The sequence below is a fragment of the Streptomyces sp. NPDC058469 genome (genome assembly GCF_042721125.1).
Taxonomy (GTDB): domain Bacteria; phylum Actinomycetota; class Actinomycetes; order Streptomycetales; family Streptomycetaceae; genus Streptomyces.
On sequence record NZ_JBHXME010000047.1, the window covers coordinates 37,874 to 62,267 of the forward strand.

Annotated in this window: 22 protein-coding genes; 7 read left to right on the top strand and 15 right to left on the bottom strand. The window is 69.6% G+C overall.

Going from position 1 to position 24,394, the window contains the following annotated elements; all coding sequences use genetic code 11:
• Nucleotides 1-111: 111 nt before the first annotated feature.
• From ACFWP5_RS21290 to ACFWP5_RS21305, 4 genes are all read right to left on the bottom strand, one after another.
• Nucleotides 112-831 (bottom strand): lysophospholipid acyltransferase family protein, encoded by a 720-nt coding sequence (locus ACFWP5_RS21290; RefSeq protein ID WP_384158580.1) that lies wholly within the window; start codon nt 829-831, stop codon nt 112-114.
• 204 nt (nt 832-1,035) lie between these two features.
• On the bottom strand, nt 1,036-2,913 hold the full coding sequence (locus tag ACFWP5_RS21295) for a phospholipase C (protein ID WP_384158583.1): 1,878 nt from the start codon (nt 2,911-2,913) through the stop codon (nt 1,036-1,038).
• Nucleotides 2,914-3,085: 172 nt separating this feature from the next.
• Nucleotides 3,086-4,303: an iron uptake transporter deferrochelatase/peroxidase subunit gene (efeB, locus tag ACFWP5_RS21300; protein WP_384158586.1), complete on the bottom strand. Its 1,218-nt coding sequence runs from the start codon at nt 4,301-4,303 to the stop codon at nt 3,086-3,088.
• The gene (locus ACFWP5_RS21305; protein ID WP_384158589.1) at nt 4,300-5,580 is read right to left on the bottom strand and encodes an EfeM/EfeO family lipoprotein; all 1,281 of its coding nucleotides are present in this window, start codon (nt 5,578-5,580) and stop codon (nt 4,300-4,302) included. Before ACFWP5_RS21305 ends, efeB begins: the two co-directional genes overlap by 4 nt.
• A 395-nt stretch (nt 5,581-5,975) precedes the next feature.
• Between ACFWP5_RS21305 and ACFWP5_RS21310 the strand changes: the two genes are divergently transcribed.
• Entirely contained in the window at nt 5,976-6,215 is a 240-nt protein-coding gene (locus ACFWP5_RS21310; protein WP_384158592.1) for a hypothetical protein, read from the top strand.
• A gap of 318 nt (nt 6,216-6,533) precedes the next feature.
• On the opposite strand, the gene rocD is transcribed toward ACFWP5_RS21310, so the two are convergent.
• The 3 genes from rocD to ACFWP5_RS21325 form a co-directional block, all read right to left on the bottom strand.
• Nucleotides 6,534-7,760, bottom strand: coding sequence for an ornithine--oxo-acid transaminase (gene rocD, locus ACFWP5_RS21315; RefSeq protein WP_384158595.1), 1,227 nt, complete (start codon nt 7,758-7,760; stop codon nt 6,534-6,536).
• Entirely contained in the window at nt 7,757-8,569 is an 813-nt protein-coding gene (gene ddaH, locus ACFWP5_RS21320; RefSeq protein ID WP_384158598.1) for a dimethylargininase, read from the bottom strand. Before ddaH ends, rocD begins: the two co-directional genes overlap by 4 nt.
• 123 nt (nt 8,570-8,692) lie before the next feature.
• Nucleotides 8,693-9,196 carry an Lrp/AsnC family transcriptional regulator gene (locus ACFWP5_RS21325; protein WP_384158601.1) on the bottom strand — a complete coding sequence of 168 codons (504 nt, stop codon included), beginning with the start codon at nt 9,194-9,196 and terminating at the stop codon, nt 8,693-8,695.
• 77 nt (nt 9,197-9,273) lie between these two features.
• Between ACFWP5_RS21325 and ACFWP5_RS21330 the strand changes: the two genes are divergently transcribed.
• From ACFWP5_RS21330 to ACFWP5_RS21345, 4 genes are all read left to right on the top strand, one after another.
• Nucleotides 9,274-10,023 (top strand): LytR/AlgR family response regulator transcription factor, encoded by a 750-nt coding sequence (locus tag ACFWP5_RS21330; protein WP_384158604.1) that lies wholly within the window; start codon nt 9,274-9,276, stop codon nt 10,021-10,023.
• 1 nt (nt 10,024) lies between these two features.
• Nucleotides 10,025-10,384, top strand: a complete 360-nt coding sequence (locus ACFWP5_RS21335) for a hypothetical protein (RefSeq protein ID WP_384158606.1) — start codon at nt 10,025-10,027, stop codon at nt 10,382-10,384.
• Between the two features lie 5 nt (nt 10,385-10,389).
• The gene (locus tag ACFWP5_RS21340) at nt 10,390-12,102 is read left to right on the top strand and encodes a cation acetate symporter (protein ID WP_384158610.1); all 1,713 of its coding nucleotides are present in this window, start codon (nt 10,390-10,392) and stop codon (nt 12,100-12,102) included.
• 67 nt (nt 12,103-12,169) lie between these two features.
• On the top strand, nt 12,170-13,375 hold the full coding sequence (locus ACFWP5_RS21345; RefSeq protein ID WP_384158614.1) for a sensor histidine kinase: 1,206 nt from the start codon (nt 12,170-12,172) through the stop codon (nt 13,373-13,375).
• 6 nt (nt 13,376-13,381) lie between these two features.
• Here the strand turns inward: ACFWP5_RS21345 and ACFWP5_RS21350 are convergent, their stop codons facing one another.
• From ACFWP5_RS21350 to ACFWP5_RS21380, 7 genes are all read right to left on the bottom strand, one after another.
• Nucleotides 13,382-13,540: a hypothetical protein gene (locus tag ACFWP5_RS21350; protein WP_019070924.1), complete on the bottom strand. Its 159-nt coding sequence runs from the start codon at nt 13,538-13,540 to the stop codon at nt 13,382-13,384.
• 13 nt (nt 13,541-13,553) lie between these two features.
• The gene (locus tag ACFWP5_RS21355) at nt 13,554-15,437 is read right to left on the bottom strand and encodes a protein kinase (RefSeq protein ID WP_384158617.1); all 1,884 of its coding nucleotides are present in this window, start codon (nt 15,435-15,437) and stop codon (nt 13,554-13,556) included.
• Between the two features lie 25 nt (nt 15,438-15,462).
• Nucleotides 15,463-16,782, bottom strand: a complete 1,320-nt coding sequence (locus ACFWP5_RS21360; protein WP_384158619.1) for a DUF6777 domain-containing protein — start codon at nt 16,780-16,782, stop codon at nt 15,463-15,465.
• A gap of 100 nt (nt 16,783-16,882) precedes the next feature.
• Entirely contained in the window at nt 16,883-17,833 is a 951-nt protein-coding gene (locus ACFWP5_RS21365) for a cytochrome c oxidase assembly protein (RefSeq protein ID WP_384158622.1), read from the bottom strand.
• A gap of 185 nt (nt 17,834-18,018) precedes the next feature.
• A complete protein-coding gene (locus ACFWP5_RS21370; RefSeq protein WP_384158624.1) occupies nt 18,019-19,044 on the bottom strand; it encodes a 6-phosphofructokinase in 1,026 nt (341 codons plus the stop codon).
• 202 nt (nt 19,045-19,246) lie between these two features.
• Nucleotides 19,247-19,975 carry a type 1 glutamine amidotransferase gene (locus ACFWP5_RS21375; RefSeq protein WP_384158627.1) on the bottom strand — a complete coding sequence of 243 codons (729 nt, stop codon included), beginning with the start codon at nt 19,973-19,975 and terminating at the stop codon, nt 19,247-19,249.
• A gap of 21 nt (nt 19,976-19,996) precedes the next feature.
• Nucleotides 19,997-21,235 carry a MurT ligase domain-containing protein gene (locus tag ACFWP5_RS21380; RefSeq protein ID WP_384158630.1) on the bottom strand — a complete coding sequence of 413 codons (1,239 nt, stop codon included), beginning with the start codon at nt 21,233-21,235 and terminating at the stop codon, nt 19,997-19,999.
• Nucleotides 21,236-21,389: 154 nt separating this feature from the next.
• Between ACFWP5_RS21380 and def the strand changes: the two genes are divergently transcribed.
• Nucleotides 21,390-21,929, top strand: coding sequence for a peptide deformylase (gene def, locus ACFWP5_RS21385; protein WP_384158633.1), 540 nt, complete (start codon nt 21,390-21,392; stop codon nt 21,927-21,929).
• A 394-nt stretch (nt 21,930-22,323) separates the two neighbouring features.
• Here the strand turns inward: def and ACFWP5_RS21390 are convergent, their stop codons facing one another.
• The gene (locus ACFWP5_RS21390; protein ID WP_019070916.1) at nt 22,324-22,968 is read right to left on the bottom strand and encodes a TetR family transcriptional regulator; all 645 of its coding nucleotides are present in this window, start codon (nt 22,966-22,968) and stop codon (nt 22,324-22,326) included.
• 169 nt (nt 22,969-23,137) lie between these two features.
• Here ACFWP5_RS21390 and ACFWP5_RS21395 point away from each other — a divergent pair, with 169 nt between their 5' ends.
• Nucleotides 23,138-24,367 carry an acyl-CoA dehydrogenase family protein gene (locus tag ACFWP5_RS21395; RefSeq protein WP_384158636.1) on the top strand — a complete coding sequence of 410 codons (1,230 nt, stop codon included), beginning with the start codon at nt 23,138-23,140 and terminating at the stop codon, nt 24,365-24,367.
• Nucleotides 24,368-24,394 lie beyond the last annotated feature (27 nt).

A 24,394-nucleotide genomic window follows, 5' to 3' on the forward strand; every position in this document is an offset into this window, starting at 1 on the left:
TCGTCTTTTTTATCCATTCTGGGTTTGGTTTTTTTTTGTTTGTGGGGGGGGGGGCGGGGGGCTCGCCCCCCCCCCCCCCCTCACTCACGTCAACTCAAGGGTCGGGGGATCTCAACTCAGCGGCAGGCGCGGGAACTTGCGTTCCTTCGCCGCGGCCGCCTGCTCCGCCTTGGCGACGGCCGCGTACTGGTCGACGTACTCCTGCTCGGAGAGCATGAGGATCGCGTACATGATCTCGTCGGTGATGGCGCGGAGGATCGCCTTCTCGTTCTCCATACCTTCGTAGCGGGAGAAGTCGAGCGGCTTGCCGAAGCGGATCTTCACGGGGTGGATGTTGGGGATGACCTTGCCGGGCGGCTGGGCCTCGAAGGTGCCGATCATCGCGCAGGGGACGACGGGGACCTGTGCCTTCAGAGCCATGACCGCGACGCCGACCTTGCCCTTGTAGAGGCGGCCGTCGTGGGAGCGGGTGCCCTCGGGGTAGATGCCGAGCAACTCGTCCTTGCTCAGGACGCCGAGGCCCTCGCGGATCGCGGCCTGGCCCGCCTCCTTGCCGGAGCGGTCGACCGGGATCTGGCCCGCGCTGCGGAAGAAGGTCGCGGTGAGGCGGCCCCGGATACCGGGGCCGGTGAAGTACTCGGCCTTGGCGAGGAAGGTGATGCGGCGCTTGAGGACCGCAGGCATCAGGAAGTGGTCGGCGAACGACAGGTGGTTGCCGGCGATGATCGCCGCGCCCGACTCCGGTATGTGGTCGAGGCCTTCGATCCGGGGGCGGAAGACGAGTCTGAGCAAGGGACCCAGAATGACGTATTTCAGGAGGTAGTAGAACAAGGGGGGTCGCTCCTCACTCCGGCGGGTCGGCTCGACCGACCTGTTCTCGCAGGTCACCCGGTACCTCGTGAGCTGTCAGTGTAGGGGCAGGTGCCGTCCCGTGGAACCGGGGCGATCAGGCCGCCGCCGGGCACGACGGAGGGCGGCGAGGAGATCATCCTCGCCGCCCTCAGTGCGGGGCAACCGGCCCCGGTTCACGGTGTCTTACAGGGACGCGGTACGCGTCCTGCGGCGGTACACGGCGAACGCCGTGGTCGCTCCCACCGCCGTGAGCAGACCGGCTCCGATCGCGACCGGCAGAGCCGTGGAGGAGCCGCTGCTGTCGGCGACGTTCTGCGCCTTCAGGTCCTGGACGTACGCCGGGTACGGGGCCTTGGTGGCCGTCGACGACGTCTGGCTGTAGTGCGGAATCCGCTTGACCGACTTCACCGAGCCGTTCGCGTTCAGCAGCACCTGCTTGTCGTTGGGGTGCCGGAAGTCGAACATGCCGCCCAGGCTGCCCGCCCGCTGGTCGAAGGACGCGTCACCGATCCGGCCCGTGTGCCAGTTGTCCTCGATGAACTGCGTGATCGACGCCTGCTCGGTGGCCGTGTGGTCGATCTTGTTGACCTTGCTGTACGGCGAGATGACCAGCAGCGGCTGCCGGGTACCGGGGCCGCAGCGGTCCGCGTAGCCGCCCTTCGCGGCCGGACCGGACTGGCAGGCCGGGCTGTCCGTGGCCTTGCTGTTGGAGCCGACGGCGGAGTCCTTCGAGCCGTTCAGCACCTTCGAGGAGACGTGGTCGTACCAGCCGTCGGAGTCGTCGTAGGCGAGCACGACCGCCGTCGACTTCCACTCCGGGGACTTCTGAAGGGCGTTGATCTCCTTGATCTGGAAGTTCTGCTCGTCGGTCGGGTCGGAGTAACCGGCGTGCCCGTCCTGGTACTCGGCCGCCTTCAGGAAGCTCACCGCGGGAAGGTTGTTTGCCTTCAGCGCGGCGTCGAAGTCGGTCAGGTCGTAGTTGTGGTTCGCACGGCCGTTGTGGCCGATCTCGGCGACGGACTTCGGCGCCAAGTGGTGCGGGTTGGACGTCGACTTGTAGTACTCGAACGGCTCGTGGTGCGCGCTGTAGTCCTCGGACGCGGCGCCGCCCACGTTGGTGTGGGTGGTGCCGGCGCACTGCGCGTAGTCACCGCTCTTGCCGTCCCACGCGGTGCTGGGCCGGAACCCGCCCTGGAACCAACCCCAGCTCACGTTCTTGGAGTTGAGCAGGTCGCCGATGTTCTTGCCCTGCATCTCCGCGAGCGCGCTGGTCGCGGTGTGGTCCTTGTCCGAGCAGTCGTCGAAGGCCGGGTCGGGGTCGTTGATGACCGTGCCGACACCCTCGGCGTTCGGGGAGACCACGGCGTACGAGTCCGGTGTCGTCGTCTGCTTCGGGTTCTCGGTGCCGGAGGCCGGGTCGACGGAGATCACGCCGTGCGTCTGACCCGATATCAGGTTCAGGGCGCCGGGCGTCGAGGGGCCGTAGTTCGAGCTGAACGAGCGGTCGTTGAGGGCGTACTGCTGGGCGTAGTTCCACATGCCCGTGACGGTGTTGCCGTCGTAGTAGTCCATCACCAGGCCGGGCTCACCGAAGAGGCCGGTGCACTTGTTGACCTCGGTGTTCTCGACGTACTTGTCGGCCTTGCCACCGTCGGCCGCGTACTGCTCGGGGCCGTAGGAGTGGTTCTGGTCGCAGGTCATCGCCTGCGAACTGCTCAGCCGGGTGGGCGTGTAGAGGTTCGGGTTCTTCTTCAGCAGCCCGGCGTTGAGCAGGTTGTCGGCCTTCGGCGTGTGCGCCGCGGCCTTGAACTTCGTGCCGTCGGTGTTCGCGGCCTTGGGATAGGTGGCGAAGTAGTGGTCGAACGAGATGTTCTCGTCGTAGATCACGACCACGTGCTTGATCGGCGTCGACGTGTGCGTGCCGCCCGAGGGCTGGTGGCCGTTCGAGGCCGCCGACGCGGGGACGGCCCCGCCCGCGGTGGCCAGGGCCGCGGCGCCGAGCAGGGCGCCCACGCGCGTCAACCGGCGTCGTGCGCCTGGGATTCTTCCTTTGCCGATCATGCTGTCTCGCCTTCCGGGAGCACTGGTTCCGCTGCCACGCCATCCGTGCCATGACACCTACGGCCGTAGCCTGGGCAATGGTGACGGCGGGGCGGGGGAGTGGCAATGAAGCGGGAGCGAACGCCCGGTCAGGAAATTCTCATGGTCTGTTGGCCTGTTCTTGACCGTCGTCTCAGGTCAGCAGGGTTCGGCCCAGCCAGTCGGACGTGTCACGCACGCCGGGCAGCGCGAAGAAGTAGCCGCCGCCGTACGGCGAGATGTAGTCGACCAGTGGTTCACCGGCCAGCCGCTTCTGCACGTTCTCGAACTGCCGGGCCAGGTCCTGCTGGTAGCAGCAGAACAGCAGACCCATGTCGAGGTTGCCGTTGCTGTCCATGCCCCGGTCGTAGTTGTAACCCCGGCGCAGGATGCGGTGGTCGGCGCTCTGCGTGGTGCGCGGGTTGGCGAGCCGGATGTGGCTGTCGAGCGGGATCACATCGCCCTGCGGGTCCTGGGCGAAGTTGGGCGTGTCCTTCTCGTGGTGCCCGTCCAGCGGGGCGCCGGTGTCCCGGGCGCGGCCGAACATCCGCTCCTGCTCGGTGATGGAGACGCGGTCCCAGAACTCCACCAACATCCGTATCAGCCGTACGACTTGATAGCTGCCGCCGGTCGCCCAGTCCGGTTCGCCGCCGCTACTGCCCACCCATACAAGGTCGTTCATCGCGCGGGCGTCGGTCACCTCCGGGTTGGCGATCCCGTCCTTGAACCCCAGGTGGTTGCGCGGGGTGCCCGAGGGACGCGGCGGACTGATGAACCCGTCCGTCCGCCACCGCACTTGGAGCCCACCACGCGTGTGCCGGGTGACATCGCGCAGCGCGTGCAGCACGGTGTCCGCGCTGTCGGCGCAGAACTGCACGCTCAGATCGCCGTGACACCAGTCGGCGTTCAGATCGTCGTCGGGGAACGACGGCATCGCGGTCAGCCGGCGGGGTGCGAGCTTCGCCAGCCCGTAGCGGTCGTCGAAGAGCGAGGCCCCGACGCCGATGGTGACGCTCAGCCGGTCGGCGGGGAGGTCCGGGCCGAGCGTGCCCGAGTCGGACGGCGGGGCGGTGATACCCAGATCCTCCGGGCTGCCGCCGGTGGTCAGGAAGCGGGCCCGGTCGGTCAACGTCCGTAGCAGGTCGGTGAGTTCGGACCGGTCCGCGGCCGTCGTGTCGAAGGACACGAACGCCGTGGCGCGCTGCGCGGGCGTGACGATCCCGGCCTGATGGAGCCCGTGGAAGGGGACGTTCGCGGCGGTCTGCACCGCGGCCGCCGCCGCACCACGATCGGCGGCCACCAACCCTGCACCGGCCACGGCCGCCGCACTCGCCAGGAAACCCCGGCGGTCCACCTCGTTCACGCGCTTCACGCGGTCCTCCGTACGTCCGTGAGGGCGGCCACGTCGGCCAGCCGCTCGACCAGTCCACCGAGGTCGGAATCGACCTTCTCCCTTTGCGGACGGGTGAGTTGAGCCAAGGGCGTCCACGTCCCGGAGCGGTCGAGGCCGTCCAGGGTGTGCTGGGACCGGTCCATCCACGTACCGAGTTCGGCGAACCCCGCGTCCCGGGTCTTCAGCAGTGGCCGCAGATGCCCGAGCAGTACGCGAGTGCCGTCGAGGTTGGCGCGGGCGGTGGCCAGATTGGTGCCGCTGCCGTAGTCGGTGCGGCCGGTCAGCTCGAACTGCACGGTGTTCTCCAGGATCTCGTGCGCGCGCAGACCGGTGTCGGCCGGGTCCATCCGCTGGGCGGGCCAACTGACCTCCAACGCGTGGACGTCCTTGACGAGTTGATCGGCCGGACCGCGCAGCCCGCTCGCCGACTCGCCGTGCCACAATCCGTACTCGACCCGGTGGAACCCGGTGAACCCCGCGTCGTGCACCCCGCCGGACAGCCCGGCAGTGGTGCCGTTGATCGCCCCGTCGGAGTCGCCGAACGTGCCGTAGGCGGCGCCCATCCGCTCGTAGACGAGATGCGCGGACAGCCAAGCCCTGCGGGCCGCCGCGATATCGCCTCGGTCGACGGCGGCACGCAACACGTCGGTCTTCTGGGCGAGTTCGACGGTCCGCGCCTGAATCCACTTTTGGTAGGCGAGAGTTGGCGGGATGAGTTCCTGCTGCGTGATCGGGACGGCCGCGGGTCCGCTCTTCACCTTCGAGCCGGTGATCCGCACGGTCGGCCCGGTCACGGCGTCGGCGTCGTCGGGCAGACACTTGAAGGCGTACGAGCCGTTGCCCAGGGTGACCCCGAGCGGCCGGACCGTCCCCGGCGCCAGCCCCTCGACCTCGCCGTAGACCGCGCCGGTCGTCGGGTCGGTCAGATACACCTCGGCCGCCGTGCTGGACGTGTTGTTCAGCTCGAAGACCTGATGACCGGCCTGCGGATGCGTCCAGCCGCTTCCGCACCCGGCGGTCGCGACCTCGACGGTGGTGTGCCGCAGCCCGTCGGCGGCGACGGCCGGCCGCGCGCTCGAACCGGACCCACGGGCCGCCAGCACACCGGCCCCCACGGCCACGACAGCGACAAGGACACCGGCCGCGAGCAGCACGGTGCGGCGGCGGGCGGTACGCGGCTCGGGCGTGGGCGAGGTCAGATCCGAGGGCGGTATCGGACCGGGCTCGGCTTCGGCGCCGCGCGCGTTTTCGGGCACGCCGGGCCTCCAGGGGGAGTCGTACGAACGGGGGCGGTGCCAGCGATCTTACGAGGGCGCTACGGCCCCCACCGCGTCCCTTGACCCTGTCCTGACCGGAGGGCGGGCGAGAATTCGCCCGGGGTTCACCGGACGGTCCGTGATCGCCACGGTGCGGTGTGTGGGGGTGCACGGTGGGCTACGGCCGCGCTGTGTGCCGGGTCGGCCAAGCCCTGCCGCCGACAAGAAGCCGTTCCTGCCGCCGGTCCGAACGGGTCGCGGCGCCGGTGCCCGGGAACAACCCGGGCCCGCTCGGCGCTGCTCCTGATACCTCGCCGGGTACTCAGGGAAGGGTCGTGGAGGAGATGAATCGGTCAGGGCAGGAGCCGCTCCCGCCGTCAGGTGAAGCACCGTTGGTGACCACCTGCGGCCGGCAGGTCGCCGTGAGGCGACTGTTGCTGGCGATCCCGGAACGGCCGATCAGCCGGGTCACCCTGGACGTGGGCCCCGTCGTGCGCGGCGAGCCCGGACTCTGGGCCTCGCTCACCGTGGACGAGGCCCGTGACCTGGCCCGCCGCCTCCTCGCCCAGGCCGCCCTGGCCGACAGCGGCACCGGCACCGGCACTCCTGCGGGGCAGAGCGCGGTCGGCAAGTAGCTTCTGCTGACCGGGAGTTACGTGCGTTTGCGCGGGCCCGGTTGGACCGATTCCTGTGCTCCGGTTCAGCCAGGCTCGACACGGCACCGGTACTCCCGTGGGGCAGAGCGCGGCGGGTAAGTAGCCTCTGCCGACCAGGAGTTACGTTCGGCTGCGCGGGCCCGGCTGGACCGACCTCGGTGTGCCGGTCCAGTACCGGCGCACTCCTGTGGAGCGAGGCGTGGTAGGTAAGTTGCCGCTGCCGACAGGGAGTTACGTGCATCCGTGTGGGACTGGCTGGACCGACCTCCGTGCACCGGTCCAGCCGGCCCCGACACCTCACGCCCCTTGCGTCAGCACCTTCTCCAACGCGCCGACAGCCGACCGGAGTTCGTCCGCCGTGATGGTCAGCGGCGGGGCCAGTCGAATCGTGGAGCCGTGCGTGTCCTTGGCCAACACGCCCTCCCGCATGAGGCGTTCGCTGATCTCGCGCCCCGTGCCGATCGCCGGGTCGACGTCGACGCCCGCCCACAGGCCCCGCGCGCGGAAACCGACCACGCCCTTGCCGACCAGCTCCGTCAGGCCGTCCCGCAGCACCACACCCAACTCCGTGGCCCTGCGCTGGAATTCACCGGTCTCCAGCAGTTCGACGACCGCTGTGCCGACCGCGGCGGCGAGCGGGTTGCCGCCGAACGTCGACCCGTGCTCGCCGGGGTGCAATACCCCCAGCACCTCCCGGCGCGCGACGACCGCCGACACCGGCACGATCCCACCGCCCAGTGCCTTGCCCAGCAGCAGCACGTCCGGGACGACACCCTCGTGCTCGACCGCGAGGGTGCGACCGGTACGGCCGAGCCCCGACTGGATCTCGTCCGCGATGAACAAACAGCCCTTGCGGCGGGTGAGTTCACGCACACCGGCCAGATAGCCCGCGTCCGGGATGATCACCCCGGCCTCGCCCTGGATCGGCTCGATCAGCACCGCCGCCGTGGTCTCGTCGACCGCCGCCTCCAACGCGGCGAGGTCGTTGTACGGCACGATCCGGAAGCCAGGAGTGAAGGGACCGAAGCCCGCCCGCGCCGTCTCGTCCGTGGAGAAGCTGACGATCGTCGTCGTACGGCCGTGGAAGTTCTCCGCCGCGACGACGATGGTCGCCCGGTCGGCCGGGACACCCTTCACGTCGTAGGCCCATTTGCGGGCCACCTTGATGCCGCTCTCGACCGCCTCCGCGCCGGTGTTCATCGGCAGCACCATGTCGAGGCCGGTCAACTCCGCGAGCCGTTCGGCGAATTCGGCGAGCCTGTCGTTGTGGAAGGCGCGGGAGGTGAGCGTCAGCTGGTCGAGCTGGCGGTGCGCGGCCTCGATCAACGCGGGGTGCCGGTGGCCGAAGTTGAGGGCCGAGTAGCCCGCGAGCATGTCGAGGTAGCGGCGGCCTTCGACGTCCTCCACCCAGGTGCCCTCGGCACGGGCGACCACCACGGGCAGCGGGTGGTAGTTGTGCGCGAGGACCGGCTCCTCGGCGCGGATGAGGTCGACGGACGTACGGGCACTGGCGGGTGCGGTCATGAGCGGATCTCCTGGGTGCAGCACTTGATGCCGCCGCCGGCCTTGTGGAGCTCCGACAGGTCGACGGGGACGGGGAGGTAACCGTGGTCGGCGAGGCGCGAGGCGAGGCTCTCGGCCCGGGGCGCGATGAAGACGTGACGGCCGTCGGACACCGAGTTCAGGCCGAACGTCATCGCGTCCTCGCGGGTCGCGAGCACCGCGTCCGGGTACAGCCGCGCGAGCACCTCGCGGCTGCCCGGCGAGAACGCCTCCGGGTAGTACGCGATGTTGTCGTCGTCGAGCACGAACAGCGCCGTGTCCAGGTGGTAGAAGTACGGGTCGATCAACGTCAGGCTGATCACCGGGACGCCGAAGAACTCCTGCACCTCGCGATGGGCCTCGCGGGTCGTACGGAAACCGGTGCCGGCCAGCACATAGCGGCCGGTCGGGATCAGGTCGCCCTCGCCCTCGCTCACCGACTCGGGGCGGTAGACGTCGTAGCCCGCCGCCTTGAACCACATGTCGTAGTGGTCGGACTCGGGGCGCCGCTCCGGCGCGTGGAAGAGGGAGCCGAAGACGCGGCCGTCGACGACGACCGCCGAGTTCGCGGCGAAGACCATGTCCGGGAGGCCGGGGGCCGGGGGCACGGTGTCGACGGTGTGGCCGTGGGAGCGGTAGGTGTCGATCAGCGTCCGCCACTGCTCCTGGGCGAGATCGACGTCCACCTGGGTGTCGGGATGCATCCAGGGGTTGATCGCGTACTGCACGGCGAAGTGTCTGGGTTCGCAGACGAGAAAGCGCCGCCGGCGCCGCACACGGGTGTCGGGCACAGAGGGGTTCCTCCGCTTCCTGTGATGACGACTGGGGTTGACACCACGGTAGGAAGAGACCAATACGCGCGACAAGCGATGAAGGCTGCGTGTCTGCGCAGGAATGCTGCGTCTTAGCCCGCGTCAGCGTAGGTCTGATGCGTCGTCGGGCGCGGGGTGGGTGGCGCCCGCCTCCGGGCTTTCCGGGAGGAGGTGGGACAGCACCATCACACTGATCGTCTTCCGGATGAACGGCTCCTGCCGGATGCGCTCCAGCACCGCCTCGAAGTGCACGACATCGGTCGCCCGCACGTGCAGCAGCGCGTCCGCGCCGCCGGTCACCGTCATCGCCGCGGTGATCTCCGGATGGTTGCGCACCACCTCCGCGAGCCGCCTGGGGGGCGCGGCGCCCTCGCAGTACACCTCCACGTACGCCTCCGTGCGCCAGCCGAGCGCGGACGGCTGCACCGTCGCCGTGAACCCGGTGATCACACCCGTCTCGCGCAGCCGGTCCACGCGCCGCTTCACCGCCGTCGCGGACAGCCCGACCGCCGCGCCGATCTCGGCGAAACTGGTCCTGGCGTTCGCCATCAACGCGGTGATGATCTTCCGGTCGAGGTCGTCGAACGGAGTGGTCCTGCTGTTCATGTCCGCACTGTATCCAGCGCGAACGTCCACACCCGGCACATGTCCAGGCGTACGAATTGCTCCTACACTCCACGTTCATGCTGCGCGCCCTCGCCGTCGACGACGAACGCCCCTCACTGGAGGAGTTGCTGTACCTGCTCAACGCCGATCCACGCATCGGCAGCGCGGAGGGCGCGGGCGACGCGACCGAGGCGCTGCGCCGTATCAACAGGGCCCTGGAATCAGGCCCGGACGGCCCCGAGGCGATCGATGTCGTGTTCCTCGACATCCAGATGCCCGGCCTCGACGGCCTCGACATGGCACGGCTGTTGACGGGGTTCGCACAGCCGCCGCTCGTCGTGTTCGTCACCGCGCACGAGGACTTCGCCGTACAGGCCTTCGATCTCAAGGCAGTTGACTACGTCCTGAAGCCCGTCCGCAAGGAACGCCTCGCGGAGGCCGTGCGCCGGGCCGCCGAACTCGGCGGCGCCGCACCGCGGATACCGGTGCACGAACCCGACCCCGACCACATCGCCGTGGAACTCGGCGGTGTCACCCGCTTCGTGGCCGTCGACGACATCACCCACGTCGAGGCACAGGGCGACTACGCCCGCCTGCACACGGAGCGGGGCAGCCACCTCGTCCGCATCCCGGTGTCCACCCTTGAGGACCGCTGGCGCTCCCGAGGCTTCGTCCGCATCCACCGCCGTCACCTCGTCGCCCTGCGCCACATCGGCGAACTCCGCCTGGACGCGGGGACGGTGAGCGTCCTGGTGGGCGGCGAGGAACTCCAGGTCAGCCGCCGCCACACCCGCGAACTGCGGGACCTGCTCATGCGGAGGTCATGACGTGCCCCAGGACCCCACCGAACGCCGGATCGTCGTCACCGGCCCGCCCCGCCGCACCCGCCGTGCCTCCGGCTACTCCCGCCCCCGCACCGAGATCGACGAACAGACCACCCTCGGCCACACCTACGTCCGCTCCCTCATGCGCACCCAACTCCGCGCCGCCCTTACGGTGTTCGCGGTCCTCGTGCTGCTCGTCGGCCCGCTGCCCCTGGTGTTCGCGGCGACCCCGGACTCCCGCCGCCTCGAATGGCTGGTCCTCGGTTTCTGTCTCTACGCCCCGCTCGTCCTCCTCGCCCTCTGGTACGTGCGCCGCGCCGAACGCAACGAACGCGACTTCGTGCGCCTCGTCGAGGACCGCTGAACCGGGTGAACTCCAGTTACGCGGTACCGGCGGTCGCCCTCGTCGTCGTGGTGACCGTCCTCGTCGGCGCCTTCGGCCTGCGCATCTCCCGCACCACCTCCGACTTCTACGTCGCCTCCCGCACCGTCGGCCCCCGCCTCAACGCGGCCGCGATCAGCGGCGAATACCTCTCCGCGGCCTCGTTCCTGGGCATCGCGGGACTGGTCCTCGTCCAGGGCCCCGACATGCTCTGGTACCCCGTCGGCTACACGGCCGGATACCTGGTGCTGTTGTTGTTCGTCGCCGCCCCCCTGCGCCGCTCCGGCGCCTACACCCTCCCCGACTTCGCCGAGGCCCGCCTCGCCTCGCACGCGGTACGACGCCTCGCGGGGGCCTTCGTCGTCGGCGTCGGCTGGCTGTATCTGCTGCCCCAACTCCAGGGCGCCGGGCTCACGTTGACCGTCCTCACCGGGGCGCCCGACTCGCTCGGCGGGCTGATCGTCGCCGTCGTCGTGGTCGCGACCGTCGCCGCGGGCGGCATGCGCAGCATCACCTTCGTCCAGGCCTTCCAGTACTGGCTGAAGCTCACCGCCCTGCTCGTCCCCGCCCTGTTCCTGGTCCTCGCCTGGCAGAGCGACGGCGCACCCCGGCACGCCTTCGAAGAACCGGCAACGTTCCGCGAACAGCGGGCAGTTCGGGTCGACGAGACACTCGACCTGAGACTCGACCGACCCCTCACCATCACGGTGACCGGCAAGGTCGACGGCCACACACACGACGCGACCAAGCTCCAACTCCCCGCCGGCACCCACCACATCGAGCGCGGCACCCGCCTCACCTTCGCCAAGGGCGCCCCCGTCCCCGTCGCCGACCGCGGCACCAACGGCGGCATGTCGACCTCCCTCGCCGCCAGCCGCGAGGAACGCCCGCTGTACGCCACGTACGGCCTCATCCTCGCCACCTTTCTCGGCACCATGGGCCTGCCGCACGTCGTCGTCCGCTTCTACACCAGCCCGCACGGCGTCGCCGCCCGCCGCACCACGGTCGCCGTCCTCGGCCTGATCGGCGCCTTCTACCTCCTCCCGCCCGTCTACGGCGCCCTCGGCCGCCTCTACACCCCCGAACTCACCATCACCGGCGACGCCGACGCGGCCGTCCTCCTGCTGCCCGACCGCATGATCGGCGGCGTCGGCGGCGATCTGCTGGGCGCGCTGGTCGCGGGCGGTGCCTTCGCCGCGTTCCTGTCCACCGCGTCGGGGCTGACCATGGCCGTCGCAGGAGTTCTCACCCAGGACGTCCTTCCGTCGCGCGGGGTACGGCACTTCAGGCTCGGTACGGTCCTCGCCATGGCCGTACCGCTGGTGGCGAGCGTCCTGGTCGGCGGGCTGCCCGTCGCCGACGCCGTGGGCCTCGCGTTCGCCGTATCGGCGTCCTCCTTCTGCCCGTTGCTCGTCCTCGGCATCTGGTGGACCCGGCTCACCCCGCCCGGTGCGGCGGCCGGGATGCTGGTGGGCGGCGGGTCGGCGTTCGTCGCCGTGGCCGCGACCATGGCGGGCTTCCCGGGCACGGGCCCCCTGCATGCCCTGCTCGCGTGGCCCGCGCTCTGGTCCGTACCGCTGGGGTTCCTCACGATGGTGCTGGTGTCCCTGGCCACGCCGGGCCGGGTGCCGACGGGAACGGCGGCGATCCTGGCGCGGTTCCATCTGCCGGAGGAACTGCGGGCGGAGGTGAAGGCGTGACGACACCCACGAGCGGTCCTGGCATCACCGTGAGCGGATCTCCCAACTCCCTTACGGAGGTGGCCGCATGAGCGGTTTCCTGGCCGGCCTCTGTGTCGCCGTACTCCCGCTGCTCGCCGCCGGGTTCTGGCTCGGGCGACGCACCGCGCGGCCCGAGAGTCTCGGCGGGCTCGGCACCCCGGTCGAGCACGCCACCTTCCAGACCCTGCACACCGCGTCCCTCGCCGCGCCCCCGCTGCGCGCAGGCCTCACCGAGGAGACGGCCCGGCGTTCGGCCCGCAGACTGCGCACCCTGCTCGGCACCGACGCGCTGTGCCTGACGGACCAGAAGCAGGTCCTCGCCTGGGACGGCGTCGGCGACCATCACCGGGCCGAGATCATGGAACGGCTCGCGGGCCCCCTGGAGACAGGCCGCGGAGAGGCGTTCCGGCTCAACTGCGACGCGGACGACTGCCCGTTGCGCTGGGCCGTGGTCGCGCCGCTCACCGTCGACGACCGGGTCCATGGAGCGCTGGTCGCCTGCGCACCGCGCGAGTCGGCCGTCCTCGTCCGAGCCGCCGGAGAGGTCGCCCGCTGGGTCTCCGTACAACTGGAGTTGGCGGATCTGGACCAGTCCCGCACCCGTCTGATCGAGGCCGAGATCAAGGCACTTCGGGCCCAGATCTCCCCGCACTTCATCTTCAACTCGCTCGCGGTGATCGCCTCGTTCGTCCGCACCGACCCCGAGCGCGCCCGCGAACTGCTTCTGGAATTCGCCGACTTCACCCGCTACTCGTTCCGCAGGCACGGCGACTTCACCACCCTCGCCGACGAACTCCACGCCATCGACCACTACTTGGCGCTGGTGAGGGCCCGCTTCGGCGAACGGCTCTCCGTCACCCTGCAGATCGCCCCCGAGGTTCTGCCGGTCGCGCTCCCGTTCCTCTGCCTGCAACCGCTCGTCGAGAACGCCGTCAAGCACGGCCTCGAAGGCAAGGCCGACAAGAGCCGGATCAGCATCACCGCACAGGACGCGGGCGCCGAGGCACTCGTCGTCATCGAGGACGACGGCGCCGGCATGGACCCCGACCTGCTGCGCCGCATCCTGGCGGGCGAGGTCAGCCCCTCGGGCGGCATCGGCCTGTCCAACGTCGACGACCGGCTCCGGCAGGTCTACGGCGACGACTACGGCCTCGTCATCGAGACCGCCGTAGGAGCGGGCATGAAGATCACCGCCCGGCTGCCGAAGTACCAGCCGGGCGTGCACTCGGCGAGCCGGCGGAGTGAGCCGTAGCCGACGTCAGGTGCTGCGTGTGGCCACCATCCCGAGGGTGATCAGCCCGAGCACGACCCAGCCGAACCACAGCCAGCCGTTACTCCCGAGCGCCACCGTGTAAGCGGTCACCACTACGAGTCCGCCGACGGTGATCACCCCCATGGTCTTCGTGGAACCGGGCATCGCAACACCCTCCTCATGGTTCGTCCCCCTCCATGGTGCCCCCGTTCTGCTTCCGAACGGCGCAGACGACGAAATGCGTGCCCGACTTCCACGATCCCTGACTGGTCCAGGAGGCGGCCTCGTAGACCGACGGATCGAAGCCGTAGTCGGCCGGCGGGACATCCCGGGCACATGCCGAGTCCGACTCCGTACGCGCCTGGGCCAACATGACGCCCGCGCCCAACCGGGTGAACCCGACCACTTCCTGATCGTGCTTGCCGGTGCAGGAGACCAGGCTCGCGGCCCGGTCCGAGGGCACGTCCAGACAGTCCCGCCGCTGCATGGTCGACGTGTCCGCGAACGCCGACCCGAGGGCCCGATGGCTGCCGAGCGGCCCGTAGACCGGCCCGTGCGCGCCCAGCACCAGACACGCGGTGCGATGCCCGGCGGCCTCGAAACCCGCGTCGGTCGGTACGACGGCGAGGCCCCGCACGTCCGCGAGCTTCTCCCGCATCTCCTGCGTCCGCTCCGCACACCGGTCCGACCCGGCCTTGCGCGCCTCGCCCGCGGACGCGGTGGACACGAACGCCATCACCTGACCGTCGGGCACCGAGTTCCGGCAGGTGGAGTCGACGGCGAGCCGCGGCGTTCCGTGGAAGAGCTTCCCGCCGGGCCAGTCGGCGGTCACACAGTCGCCGTCCTTGAGCGGCGCGGAGAGCCCGATGGCGGTGCCGTAAGGCGGGCTGTTCGTGCCAGTGCCAGTGCCCGTGCCCGTACTCGTGTCTGTGCTCTTGCCGGGTGACTGGTGGGCCATGGCGTACCAGACGCCGCCCAGAGCGAGGGCGAGCCCGAGCAGGCCCGCGAGGACGGCCTGGAGGAGACGTGGGCGCGGGCGGCGGCGCCGGCCGGCGGGGGAGTACGAGGGAGGCGGCCCCGCGCTGAACGGTGTCGGCATCGCCCCCGGCTCCGCCACGACCTGGCCCTCCCACGGCGACTGCGAGCCGAGGTCGGTCTGGGTCCGGGCGTACGACCCCGCCCCCGCCTCCGTCTGCGGCGTCACGATCCGCGCCAGCGCCACCTCGGCCTCCGCCGCCGGAATCCGCCGTAGCGGATCCTTCTCCAGCATCGCGTCGAGCACCGGGGACAGGGCGCCCGCGCGGACCGGGGGCAGCGGGTCCTCCATGACCACCGCGGTGATCTCCGCGAGCGGGCTCTCGCGCACGAAGGGGCCGTGGCCCTCGACGGCGTGGTACAGCGTGCAGCCCAGCGAGAACAGGTCGGCGGCGGCGGTCGGCGGCCCGCCCGTGGCCCGCTCCGGCGCCAGATAGCCCGCCGTACCGACGAGCGCGGACGTCATCGTGTACCGCGTGTCCCCGGCGTCCGGCTGCACCGAGATGCCGTAGTCGGTGAGCAGGACGCGTGCGTACGGCGAACCGGCGCGGTCCGGCGCGAGCAGGATGTTCGCCGGTTTCACGTCCCGGTGCATGACGCCCCGCTGGTGTCCGGCGGTCAGCGCGTCGAGTACGGCGAGCCCGACGCGGGCGCACTCCGCGGGGGCCAGCGAGCCGTACCGGTCGACCATGTCGCGCAGGTCCACGGCGTCCGCCACGTACTCCATGACGATCCACGGCAGCCCCTCGTGCTCCAGCACGTCGTGCACGGTCACCACATGCGGATGACCGCGCAACCCCGCCGCGTTCCGTGCCTCGGCCCGGGCACGCGCGACCCGGGCCTCCCGCTCGGCGTCGGCGGAGGCCGGGTTGCTGAACACGATCTCCTTGAGCGCGACTTCACAGGCCAGCCTCTGGTCATGTGCGAGCCACACATGTCCCATACCGCCACTGCCCAGCCGGTTCAGCAGCAGATAACGGCCGGCGATGACCCGGCCCACTCCCGAGGCCGGCGATCCCTGTGGCATCCGGACTCCTCCTTCCGGGGCTGCGTCACGTCTCGGTTGTGGTGGCAGTAACGGTGGCGGCGGTGGGTGTGCCGGTCGCCGGGTCGCTGGTGACCGGGGCGCTGCTCGTCACGGAGGCGCTGGTGGTGACCGGTGCGCTACTGGTCACGGGAACACTCGTCACCGGGGCGCTGCTGGTGACCGGTGCGCTCGTCGGGGGTGAGTGGGTCACCACCGAAGGCGAACCGGTCGTAGGCGAACTGCTCGACGGTGGTGGGTCGCTCGTGGGCGAGGACGGTGGTGGCGACGAAGGCGGTGGCGAGGACGTGGGCGGTGCTGGTGCGGATGTCGAGGGGGGCGGCGTGGACGTCGGCGGGCCCAGCGTCGGTCCGGAGGACGTCGGACGCGAGGGAGTGGGAGTAGCGTCCCCATTCGTCCCGCCGGCCACGCTCAGCAGCACGTACTCCCCGAACCGCAGCTCGGTCCCGGCCGACGGATCGGTAGCGGTGACGTGCGCGTCGTCGGACGGCAGCGCACTCCCGCCGTACCCGACGGCCAGACCACTGCTCACCAGTTGCCGCCGCGCCTCCCCGAACGTCGCCCCCGCGAGGTCGGGCACCGCGTGCTGCTGCCGGGTGTCGAAAGCGGTGTCACGCTTGCCGGTCGTACCGACCGGACGCTCGATACCGCGGTGGGGATCGCCGACGTCGACGAGGGCGAGCCGCTCCATCTTCCGGGGCGCCGGACGCACGGCCACGACCGAGGACGCCTCATATCCGTTCCACTTCTTGTTGCCGTCCGCGAACTTGACGGAAATCCGGCTCGCGTCGCCCTTGAAGGGGCGCAGTGGATTTCCGCACGAGCACTTCGCGGCGGGTTCTCCCTGCTCGTCGACGAGAATCGCGATTCCCGACTGGAGAAGGGAGTTGTAGGGCGTGGCCTTTCCCTTTTTGTAGTCGTGGTTCTGTACGAGAGTGTCGTGACGCAGGAGTACGGGTGTGAGCCGATCCAGATAGGCCGGTATCTCGTCCGTGGTGATCCCCAGCACGCCCGACCAGGCGACCGCCTTCTGACGGTTGGCGGGATCGGTCAGAAACCTCTTGAGCTTCGCCACGTCACAGATGGTCGGCTTCTTGGTGCCCCCGTACAGACCAGGCGTGTCCCCCTGCTGCAAACTGCCCCGCACGGGCATCGAGCGGATCTCGGCGTCCTGGCCCAGTCCCTGTTTCTCGTCGAAGAAAGGCGCGAGCGACGGAACTCCGGCGGCGACCGCCTTCACGGCGAACACATGTGCGCCCCCGCCGCATCCACTCAGTCCACTCACGACCAGGACACAGACGAGCAGTGCGGCGATCCTGCGGATCACCGAAATTCCGGCCCTTTGCACAACTGCGCGAATTGTCATTACCGCTCCCCCCGGTGGCGGTTCCCCCATCGCGCTTTATGCTACTGAACAAAATTCCCGTTCAGTTGCCGCGTGTGTTCAGTGAGGCCAAATAGGCGTTGTACGCCTCGAGTTCCTTGTCACCGTCCCGGTCGGCGGCCCGATCCTGACGCTTGGCCTGCCGCTGTTCCGAGCTGTACCACTGGAACAGCAGGGCGATCAGCACCAGCACGGAGGGGACCTCGCTGAACGCCCAGGCGATACCGCCGGCCGCGTTCTGATCCGAGAGCGCGTCGATGCCGAGCGAGGCGGGCGGGTTCTTGAACGTCTCGACCATCGGCTCCGACGCCATCATCAACGCGATGCCGAAGAACGCGTGGAACGGCATCCCGGCGAACAGCTCCAGCATCCGCATCAGATAGCCCGGCCGACTGGGCCCGGGGTCCACGCCCATGATCGGCCAGAAGAACACCACGCCCACGGCGAGGAAGTGCACCATCATCGCGATGTGCCCGGTCTTCGACCCCATCAGGAAGTCGAAGATCGGCGTGAAGTACAGCGCGTAGAGGCTCGCGATGAACAGCGGGATCGTGAAGGCGGGATGCGTGATGATCTTCATGTACCGGCTGTGCAGGAACATCAACAGCAGCTCGCGGGGCCCCTTTCGCCCCCGGGCCGCCGGCGGCAGCGCGCGCAACGCCAGGGTGACCGGGGCACCGAGCAGCAGCAGGATCGGCGACAACATGCTGATGATCATGTGCTGCACCATGTGCACGCTGAACATGACCATGCCGTAGTCGTTGAGCTTGGTGCACATCACCAGCCCGATGGTCAGCACACCGATGACGTACGAGATCGTCCGCCCGACGGGCCACGAGTCGCCCCGCCGCCGCAACCGCACGACCCCCCAGCCGTACAGCCCGAGCCCGACCAGACAGGCGGTCAGAAAGAACGGGTCGGCCGACCACTCAAGCCCCCGCCCCAACGTGAACGGCGGCAGATCCATGATCATGCCGTGTCCGCCGTGATCCATCGGACGGCTCCTGATTCGTGGGGGTGTGCGTCATCTGTCCGCACCAGAGTAGAACCGCCCCGGACCACTCCTGCGACCGGGGCCAGCACAACTACCCAGGGGCGCGGGCTGTGACATTTGCGGCTCCGCCGCGTGGGCGCGACCAGCCCCCACGGCCCCGCACCCGACGAACTACCCGGGCACGCTCAGAGCACGCACTCAGCCTCTTCGTACCGATCAGCAGGCACGGTCTTCAGCGTCTCCACCGCATCCGCCAGCGAGACCATCACGATGTCGGTCCCCTGAAGCGCGGTCATCTTCCCGAACTCCCCCCGATGCGCGGCCTCCACCGCATGCCACCCGAACCGCGTCGCGAGGACACGGTCGTAGGCAGTCGGGGTGCCACCACGCTGCACATGCCCGAGGATCACCGGCCGCGCCTCCTTGCCGAGACGCTCCTCCAGCTCGATCGACAGCTGCCGCGCGATCCCCGCGAAGCGCTCGTGACCGTAGACGTCCTTCTTGCCCTCGTCGAAGTCCATGGACCCCGCACGCGGTTTGGCACCCTCCGCGGCGACCACTATGGCGAACCGCTTGCCCGCCTCGAAGCGTTCGCCGACGCGCGCGGCCAACTCGTCGATGTCGAAGGGTCGTTCAGGTACGACGATGGCGTGCGCGCCGGCCGCCATGCCGGAGTGGAGCGCGATCCAGCCGGTGTGGCGGCCCATGACCTCCACGACGAGGACGCGCTGGTGGGACTCGGCGGTGGTCTTGAGTCGGTCGAGCGCCTCGGTCGCGACACCGACGGCCGTGTCGAAGCCGAAGGTGACGTCCGTGACCGCGATGTCGTTGTCGATGGTCTTGGGGACGCCGACGATCGGGAGACCGGCGTCGTACATCAGCTTGGCCGCCTTGAGCGTGCCCTCGCCGCCGATCGGGATGATCGCGTCAAGGCCGAGCTCCTCGACATGACCTCGGGCCCGCTCGACACCGTCCCGCAGATGGGAGGGCTGGACGCGGGAGGAGCCGAGGATGGTGCCGCCGCGAGCGAGGATGCCGCTCACCGCGTCGAGGTCGAGCTTGAGGTAGTCGCACTCCAGGAGGCCCTTCCAGCCGTCCCGGAAGCCGATGACCTCGTCGCCGTGGTCGACGACGGCGCGGTGCACGACGGACCGGATGACGGCGTTCAGGCCGGGGCAGTCGCCGCCGGACGTGAGGACACCAATGCGCATAACCCGAAAGAACCTTCTCAACGTGGGCCGAAACCGGACCACGTCGTCCGGTACGAACCCCGCCACCCTAACGGCAGGAGGGGGCGGGGTCGTAGCGTGCGTCCGCCAGCTGGACGACCCCGCTCACCTGCGCGGACGGGCCGTCAGACGGGCTGGTTGCCTGCGCCCGAAGACGAGGTGTACGCCCGACGCCGGGCCCGACTCAGGCAGGCTGCTGAGCTGCGCCGATGCGCTCGTTGCGGAGCGCCTCGTACCAGCGGTCGTCGATCGGCGGCAGCGCGTTCACATCGAGGGCCAGCTTGAGCAGCAGGTCCGCGATCAGCGGGTTGCGGGCGAGCACGGGGCCGTGCATGTACGTACCGAACACCGTGTCGTTGTACGCACCCTCGGTGCCGTCGCCCGTGCCGTTGCCCTTGCCGAGGCGGACGGTGGCGAAGGGGCGGGCGGTGGGGCCGAGGTGGGTGATGCCCTGGTGGTTCTCGAAGCCGGTCAGCTGGGGCAGGCCCAGACGTGCGTCGATGTCCCCGAGGACGTCACCTACGCACCGCTCGCCCTCGCCGCGCGTCGACACCACGTCGAGCAGGCCGAGGCCGGGCTCGCGCTGGCCGAGATCGTTGATGAACTCGTGGCCGAGGATCTGGTAGCCGGCACACACCGAGAAGACGATCGCGCCGTTGCCGACCGCCCGGTGCAGGCCGCCGTCGCGGCGCAGGCGCTCCGCCGCGAGCCGCTGCGGACGGTCCTCACCGCCGCCGATCAGATAGATGTCGCCCGAGGTCGGGATGGGCTGGTCGCTGCGCACGTCCATCCGGGCCACGTCGAGGCCGCGCTGCCGCGCCCGGCGTTCCACGACAAGGGCGTTGCCCTGGTCGCCGTAGGTGCTCAGCAGGTCCGGGTAGATCCACACCAGACGCAGCTGGTTGTCGCTCATGGTCAATTCGTCCTCTGAGTCTCAGTTGCCGACGCGGCGGCGCAGGTCCTGGAACGCGGTGTAGTTCGCGATGACCTCGATACGGCCGGGCGGGGCCTGCTGCACGGCCTGGTCGAGGTTGTCGCAGACCTGGAAGTGCTGGTTGGCCACTTCCAGACGGACCGCGAGGTCCAGCTTGCGGTCGCCCACGACGAAGATGGGGTGGCCGGTCAGTCGCGTGTAGTCGACGTCCCACAGCCACGAGGTGTCGGTGCCGTCGGCGCCGCGCGCGTTCACCGAGAGGATCACCGGGGTCGGCGGCGGGTCGATCAGGCTGAACGTTTCGAGCCAGCCCGCCGGGTTCTTCGCCAGCAGCAGACGCAGGTCGCGCTGCATGAACTGGACGACGTCATAGCGCCCGGCAACGGCCTGCACCTGGTACATACGCTCCAGGGCGACCTGCGGAGGCACCCCGAAGACGGCGGCGACGGCGGCGGAGGACGCGGCGTTGGCCTTGTTGGCGCGGCCCGGCAGCTGGAGGTGGATCGGCCAGGCGGAGCCGTGCGGGTCGAGGACGTGGTCCCCGGACAGCGCCCAACTCGGCGTCGGCCGACGGAACCCGCACTCGCCGCAGAACCAGTCGTCGCCCGGTCGCTGCATCACGCCACCGCAGGACGGGCAGGACCAGGCGTCGTCCTTCCACATCTGCCCGGCGGCGACCCAGATCACGTTGGGCGAGGAGGAGGCGGCCCACACGACCAGCGGGTCGTCCGCGTTGGCGACGATGACGGCCTTCGAACCGGCAAGCCCCTCACGCCAGTTCTCCGCGAGCATGCGGGTCTCGGCCGCGCGGTCCAACTGGTCGCGGGAGAGGTTGAGCAGGGCGATGCACTTGGGGTCGGTGTCCCGGGCGACGCCGGCGAGGTACTTCTCGTCGACCTCGATGACACCGAACTTGGCGTCCGAGCCGCCGGCCAGCGCCGAGGTGATACCGGCGGGCATGTTGGCACCGAGCGCGTTCGAAACGACCGGGCCTGCGGCCCCGAGGGCCTCGGCGATCAGTCGCGTCGTCGTGGTCTTGCCGTTGGTGGCCGAGACGAGTGTCACGTCCAGGCTCTGCGCGAGCCGGGCGAGCAGGTCGGGGTCGAGTTTGAGTGCCACTCGGCCGCCGATCACCGATCCGCTGCCCCGCCCCGCGGCACGCGATGCCGCCGCGACCGCCTTGCCCGCCGTCACGGCCAGCTTGGCCCGCGGCGTGAGCGGGTCCGAGTTGCCTGCCATCAGTTCTCGATCCTCCTTGCGTACGCGCCGCGCCTCTGCCTCCGGCAACGTGGTGTGGACCTCAGCCTATCGAGATCCTTATCGGTGCCCGAACCGCGGCACCGCGAACCCCTCGTGGCGGGCGTGCGCCGTAGAGAACCGTACCCTTGCGCCCATGCGATACGGCTCCATCCCGGGCGCCCACGGGCGAGTCCGTCCCCTCACCCTGCTCGGCGACCCCCTGCTCCATACCCCGTGCGCCGAAGTAACAGACTTCGGCCCGGAACTCGCCCGTCTCGTAGAGGACTTGTTCGCGACGATGTACGCGGCCCAGGGCGTGGGCCTCGCCGCGAACCAAGTAGGCGAGTCCTTGCGGGTATTCGTCTACGACTGCCCCGACGACGAGGAGACCCGCCACCTCGGCCATGTGGTGAACCCACGTCTCGTCGAGACGGACGGTGTGGTCTTGAGGGGCCCGGAGGGTTGTCTCTCGTTGCCGGGCCTGGAGGCGGGGACGGAGCGCTACGACCATGCCGTGGTCGAGGGCTTCACGGCGACCGGAGACCCGATCACCGTGCACGGGACGGGTTGGTTCGCTCGCCGCCTTCAACACGAGTACGACCACGTAGAGGGCCGGGTGTACGCGGACCGCGTAACGGGCTGGCGCCACAACCGCTTGATGCGACAGGTCGGCCGAGCTTCATGGTCCCGGTGAGCTGAGGTCTGTTCAGAGGCGCGGTGCTGTGTCGATCCGCAACTCCGCCGCGTGGGCGCGACCGGCCCCCAGTACCGGCGAGGGTGATGCCTTTAAGCGGCGCGGGGCTGTGTCGATTTGCGGCTTCGCCGCGTGGGCGCGACCAGCTCTCAGCACCGGCGGGGGTGATGCCTTTGAGGGGCGCGGGGCTGTGTCGATCCGCAGCTCCGCCGCGTGGGCGCGACCGGCCCCCAGTACCGGCGGGGGTGATGCTTTTAAGGGGCGCGGGGCTGTGTCGATTTGCGGCTTCGCCGCGTGGGCGCGACCGGCACTCAGCACCGGTGAGCGCGGTTTTTTTAGGGGCGCGGGGAACTGCGCGACCAGCCCCCACGCACCCGCAGCCGAAATGCGACCGCTAAAACCCCGGCCCACCGACCTTGTCACCGGCCGCAGCCAACCGCCCCCACAACAGATCAGCCAAACTCCGCACCAACTCAGCCCGGGAACAAGGCCGTTCACCCAGCCACCAGTCACCCGCCGCGTGCATCATCCCGACAATCCCATGCCCCCACACCCGAGCCAACTGCTGACTGTTGGGCCCAAGATCCACCCGCTCCTCGATGACCTGAGCCAACTCCTCGCCCATCCGCCGCAGCAACGGAACCGAGTGATTCCCCGTGTCGAACCCCTGGTCCGCGGTCTGCCCGCCCTCCACGGGATGCATCAGGAACCGGTACACCTGAGGCAACGCCTCGATCGCGGCGAGGTACGTGTCGAGCGTGGCCTCAACCCGCTCCCGACGCTCGGCGGGTGCGTCCAGCGCGGCCCGCAGCGAAGAAAGCAACGCGTCCGTGTGCCGCTTGGCGAGGGCGGCGTACAGTCCACCCTTGTCACCGAAGTGCCGGTACAGAATCGGCTTCGTAATACCCGCTTCCGCGGCGATCGCGTTCATCGAGGCCTGCGGACCATCACGCAGCACCACTCTGTCCGCGGCCTCCAACAACTCGCGCCGTCGGCGGTCGGCGGACCGCTGTTGATCGGTCCGCTGCGTGGTGTCCATGATCTCTCCCCACCCGTGCTGAATCGGTGACGCCTGCGCAAACTAACACTCAATGGCCCCAACGCCTCGAACGGGCTACCGAGTGGTCATCGGGAGTTGACTTTTCCTACCCGTCGGTAACAGACTTCGGTTACCGCAAGTAACATGCTAGTGCGCCGCTGGAGGAGTCATGGCCGAGTTCACCATGGAACTCAACGACGAACAGAAGGAGGTGCGGGACTGGCTGCACGGCTTCGCCGCCGACGTCATCCGCCCCGCCGCCGCCGAATGGGACGAGCGTGAGGAGACTCCCTGGCCGGTCATCCAGGAGGCCGCGAAGGTCGGCATCTACTCCCTGGATTTCTACGCCCAGCAGTACTTCGACCCCACCGGCCTCGGCATCCCCATGGCCATGGAGGAACTGTTCTGGGGCGACGCGGGCATAGCCCTCTCCATAGTCGGCACCGGTCTCGCCGCGGTCGGCGTCCTCGCCAACGGCACCGAGGAGCAGATCGGCACCTGGATTCCCCAGATGTACGGCGACGCCAACGACGTCAAGGTCGCCGCCTTCTGCTCCTCCGAGCCCGACGCCGGTTCCGACGTGGCCTCCATGCGCACGCGTGCCGTGTACGACGAGGCCAAGGACGAGTGGGTGCTCAACGGCACCAAGACCTGGGCGACCAACGGTGGTATCGCCAACGTCCACGTCGTCGTCGCGGTCGTCGACGCGGACCTCGGCTCCAAGGGCCACGCCTCCTTCATCGTCCCGTCGGGCACGCCGGGCCTGTCCCAGGGGCAGAAGTTCAAGAAGCACGGCATCCGCGCCTCGCACACCGCCGAGGTCGTCCTGGAGGACGTGCGGGTTCCCGGTTCCTGCCTGCTCGGCGGCAAGGAGAAGCTGGACGAGCGCCTCGCCCGCGCCCGTGAGCGCGCGAAGGCAGGCGGCGGCGAGCGGGTGAAGAACGCGGCGATGGCCACGTTCGAGGCGTCCCGTCCGGCGGTCGGCGCGATGGCGGTGGGCACGGCCCGCGCGGCGTACGAGGTCGCCCTCGACTACGCGATGACGCGCGAGCAGTTCGGCCGCCCGATCATCGACAACCAGGGCGTCGCCTTCCAGCTCGCCGACATGCGTACGTCCATCGACGCGGCGCGGTTGCTGGTGTGGCGCGCGTCCTGGATGGCGGTCAACGGCAAGCAGTTCACGGCGGCCGAGGGGTCGATGTCGAAGCTGTTCGCCAGCGAGACGGCGAAGAAGGTCACGGGGCAGGCGATCCAGATCCTTGGCGGGAATGGTTACACCCGTGAGTACCCGGTGGAGCGCATGCACCGTGACGCCGCGATCTACACGATCTTCGAGGGTACGAGCGAGATCCAGCGACTGGTGATCGCGCGCACGTTGTCCGGGATGCCGATTCGTTGAGTTTCGGGTGCGGGCCCGGTGGGGGCT

Excerpts from the sequence above, each read along its gene's own strand:
- ACFWP5_RS21295 (WP_384158583.1), bottom strand. The coding sequence starts at position 2,913 with ATGATCGGCAAAGGAAGAATCCCAGGCGCACGACGCCGGTTGACGCGC.
- rocD (WP_384158595.1), bottom strand. The coding sequence starts at position 7,760 with ATGACCGCACCCGCCAGTGCCCGTACGTCCGTCGACCTCATCCGCGCC.
- ACFWP5_RS21325 (WP_384158601.1), bottom strand. The coding sequence starts at position 9,196 with ATGAACAGCAGGACCACTCCGTTCGACGACCTCGACCGGAAGATCATC.
- ACFWP5_RS21330 (WP_384158604.1), top strand. The coding sequence starts at position 9,274 with ATGCTGCGCGCCCTCGCCGTCGACGACGAACGCCCCTCACTGGAGGAG.
- ACFWP5_RS21345 (WP_384158614.1), top strand. The coding sequence starts at position 12,170 with ATGAGCGGTTTCCTGGCCGGCCTCTGTGTCGCCGTACTCCCGCTGCTC.
- ACFWP5_RS21350 (WP_019070924.1), bottom strand. The coding sequence starts at position 13,540 with ATGCCCGGTTCCACGAAGACCATGGGGGTGATCACCGTCGGCGGACTC.
- ACFWP5_RS21355 (WP_384158617.1), bottom strand. The coding sequence starts at position 15,437 with ATGCCACAGGGATCGCCGGCCTCGGGAGTGGGCCGGGTCATCGCCGGC.
- ACFWP5_RS21365 (WP_384158622.1), bottom strand. The coding sequence starts at position 17,833 with ATGGATCACGGCGGACACGGCATGATCATGGATCTGCCGCCGTTCACG.
- ACFWP5_RS21370 (WP_384158624.1), bottom strand. The coding sequence starts at position 19,044 with ATGCGCATTGGTGTCCTCACGTCCGGCGGCGACTGCCCCGGCCTGAAC.
- ACFWP5_RS21375 (WP_384158627.1), bottom strand. The coding sequence starts at position 19,975 with ATGAGCGACAACCAGCTGCGTCTGGTGTGGATCTACCCGGACCTGCTG.
- ACFWP5_RS21380 (WP_384158630.1), bottom strand. The coding sequence starts at position 21,235 with ATGGCAGGCAACTCGGACCCGCTCACGCCGCGGGCCAAGCTGGCCGTG.
- def (WP_384158633.1), top strand. The coding sequence starts at position 21,390 with ATGCGATACGGCTCCATCCCGGGCGCCCACGGGCGAGTCCGTCCCCTC.
- ACFWP5_RS21390 (WP_019070916.1), bottom strand. The coding sequence starts at position 22,968 with ATGGACACCACGCAGCGGACCGATCAACAGCGGTCCGCCGACCGCCGA.
- ACFWP5_RS21395 (WP_384158636.1), top strand. The coding sequence starts at position 23,138 with ATGGCCGAGTTCACCATGGAACTCAACGACGAACAGAAGGAGGTGCGG.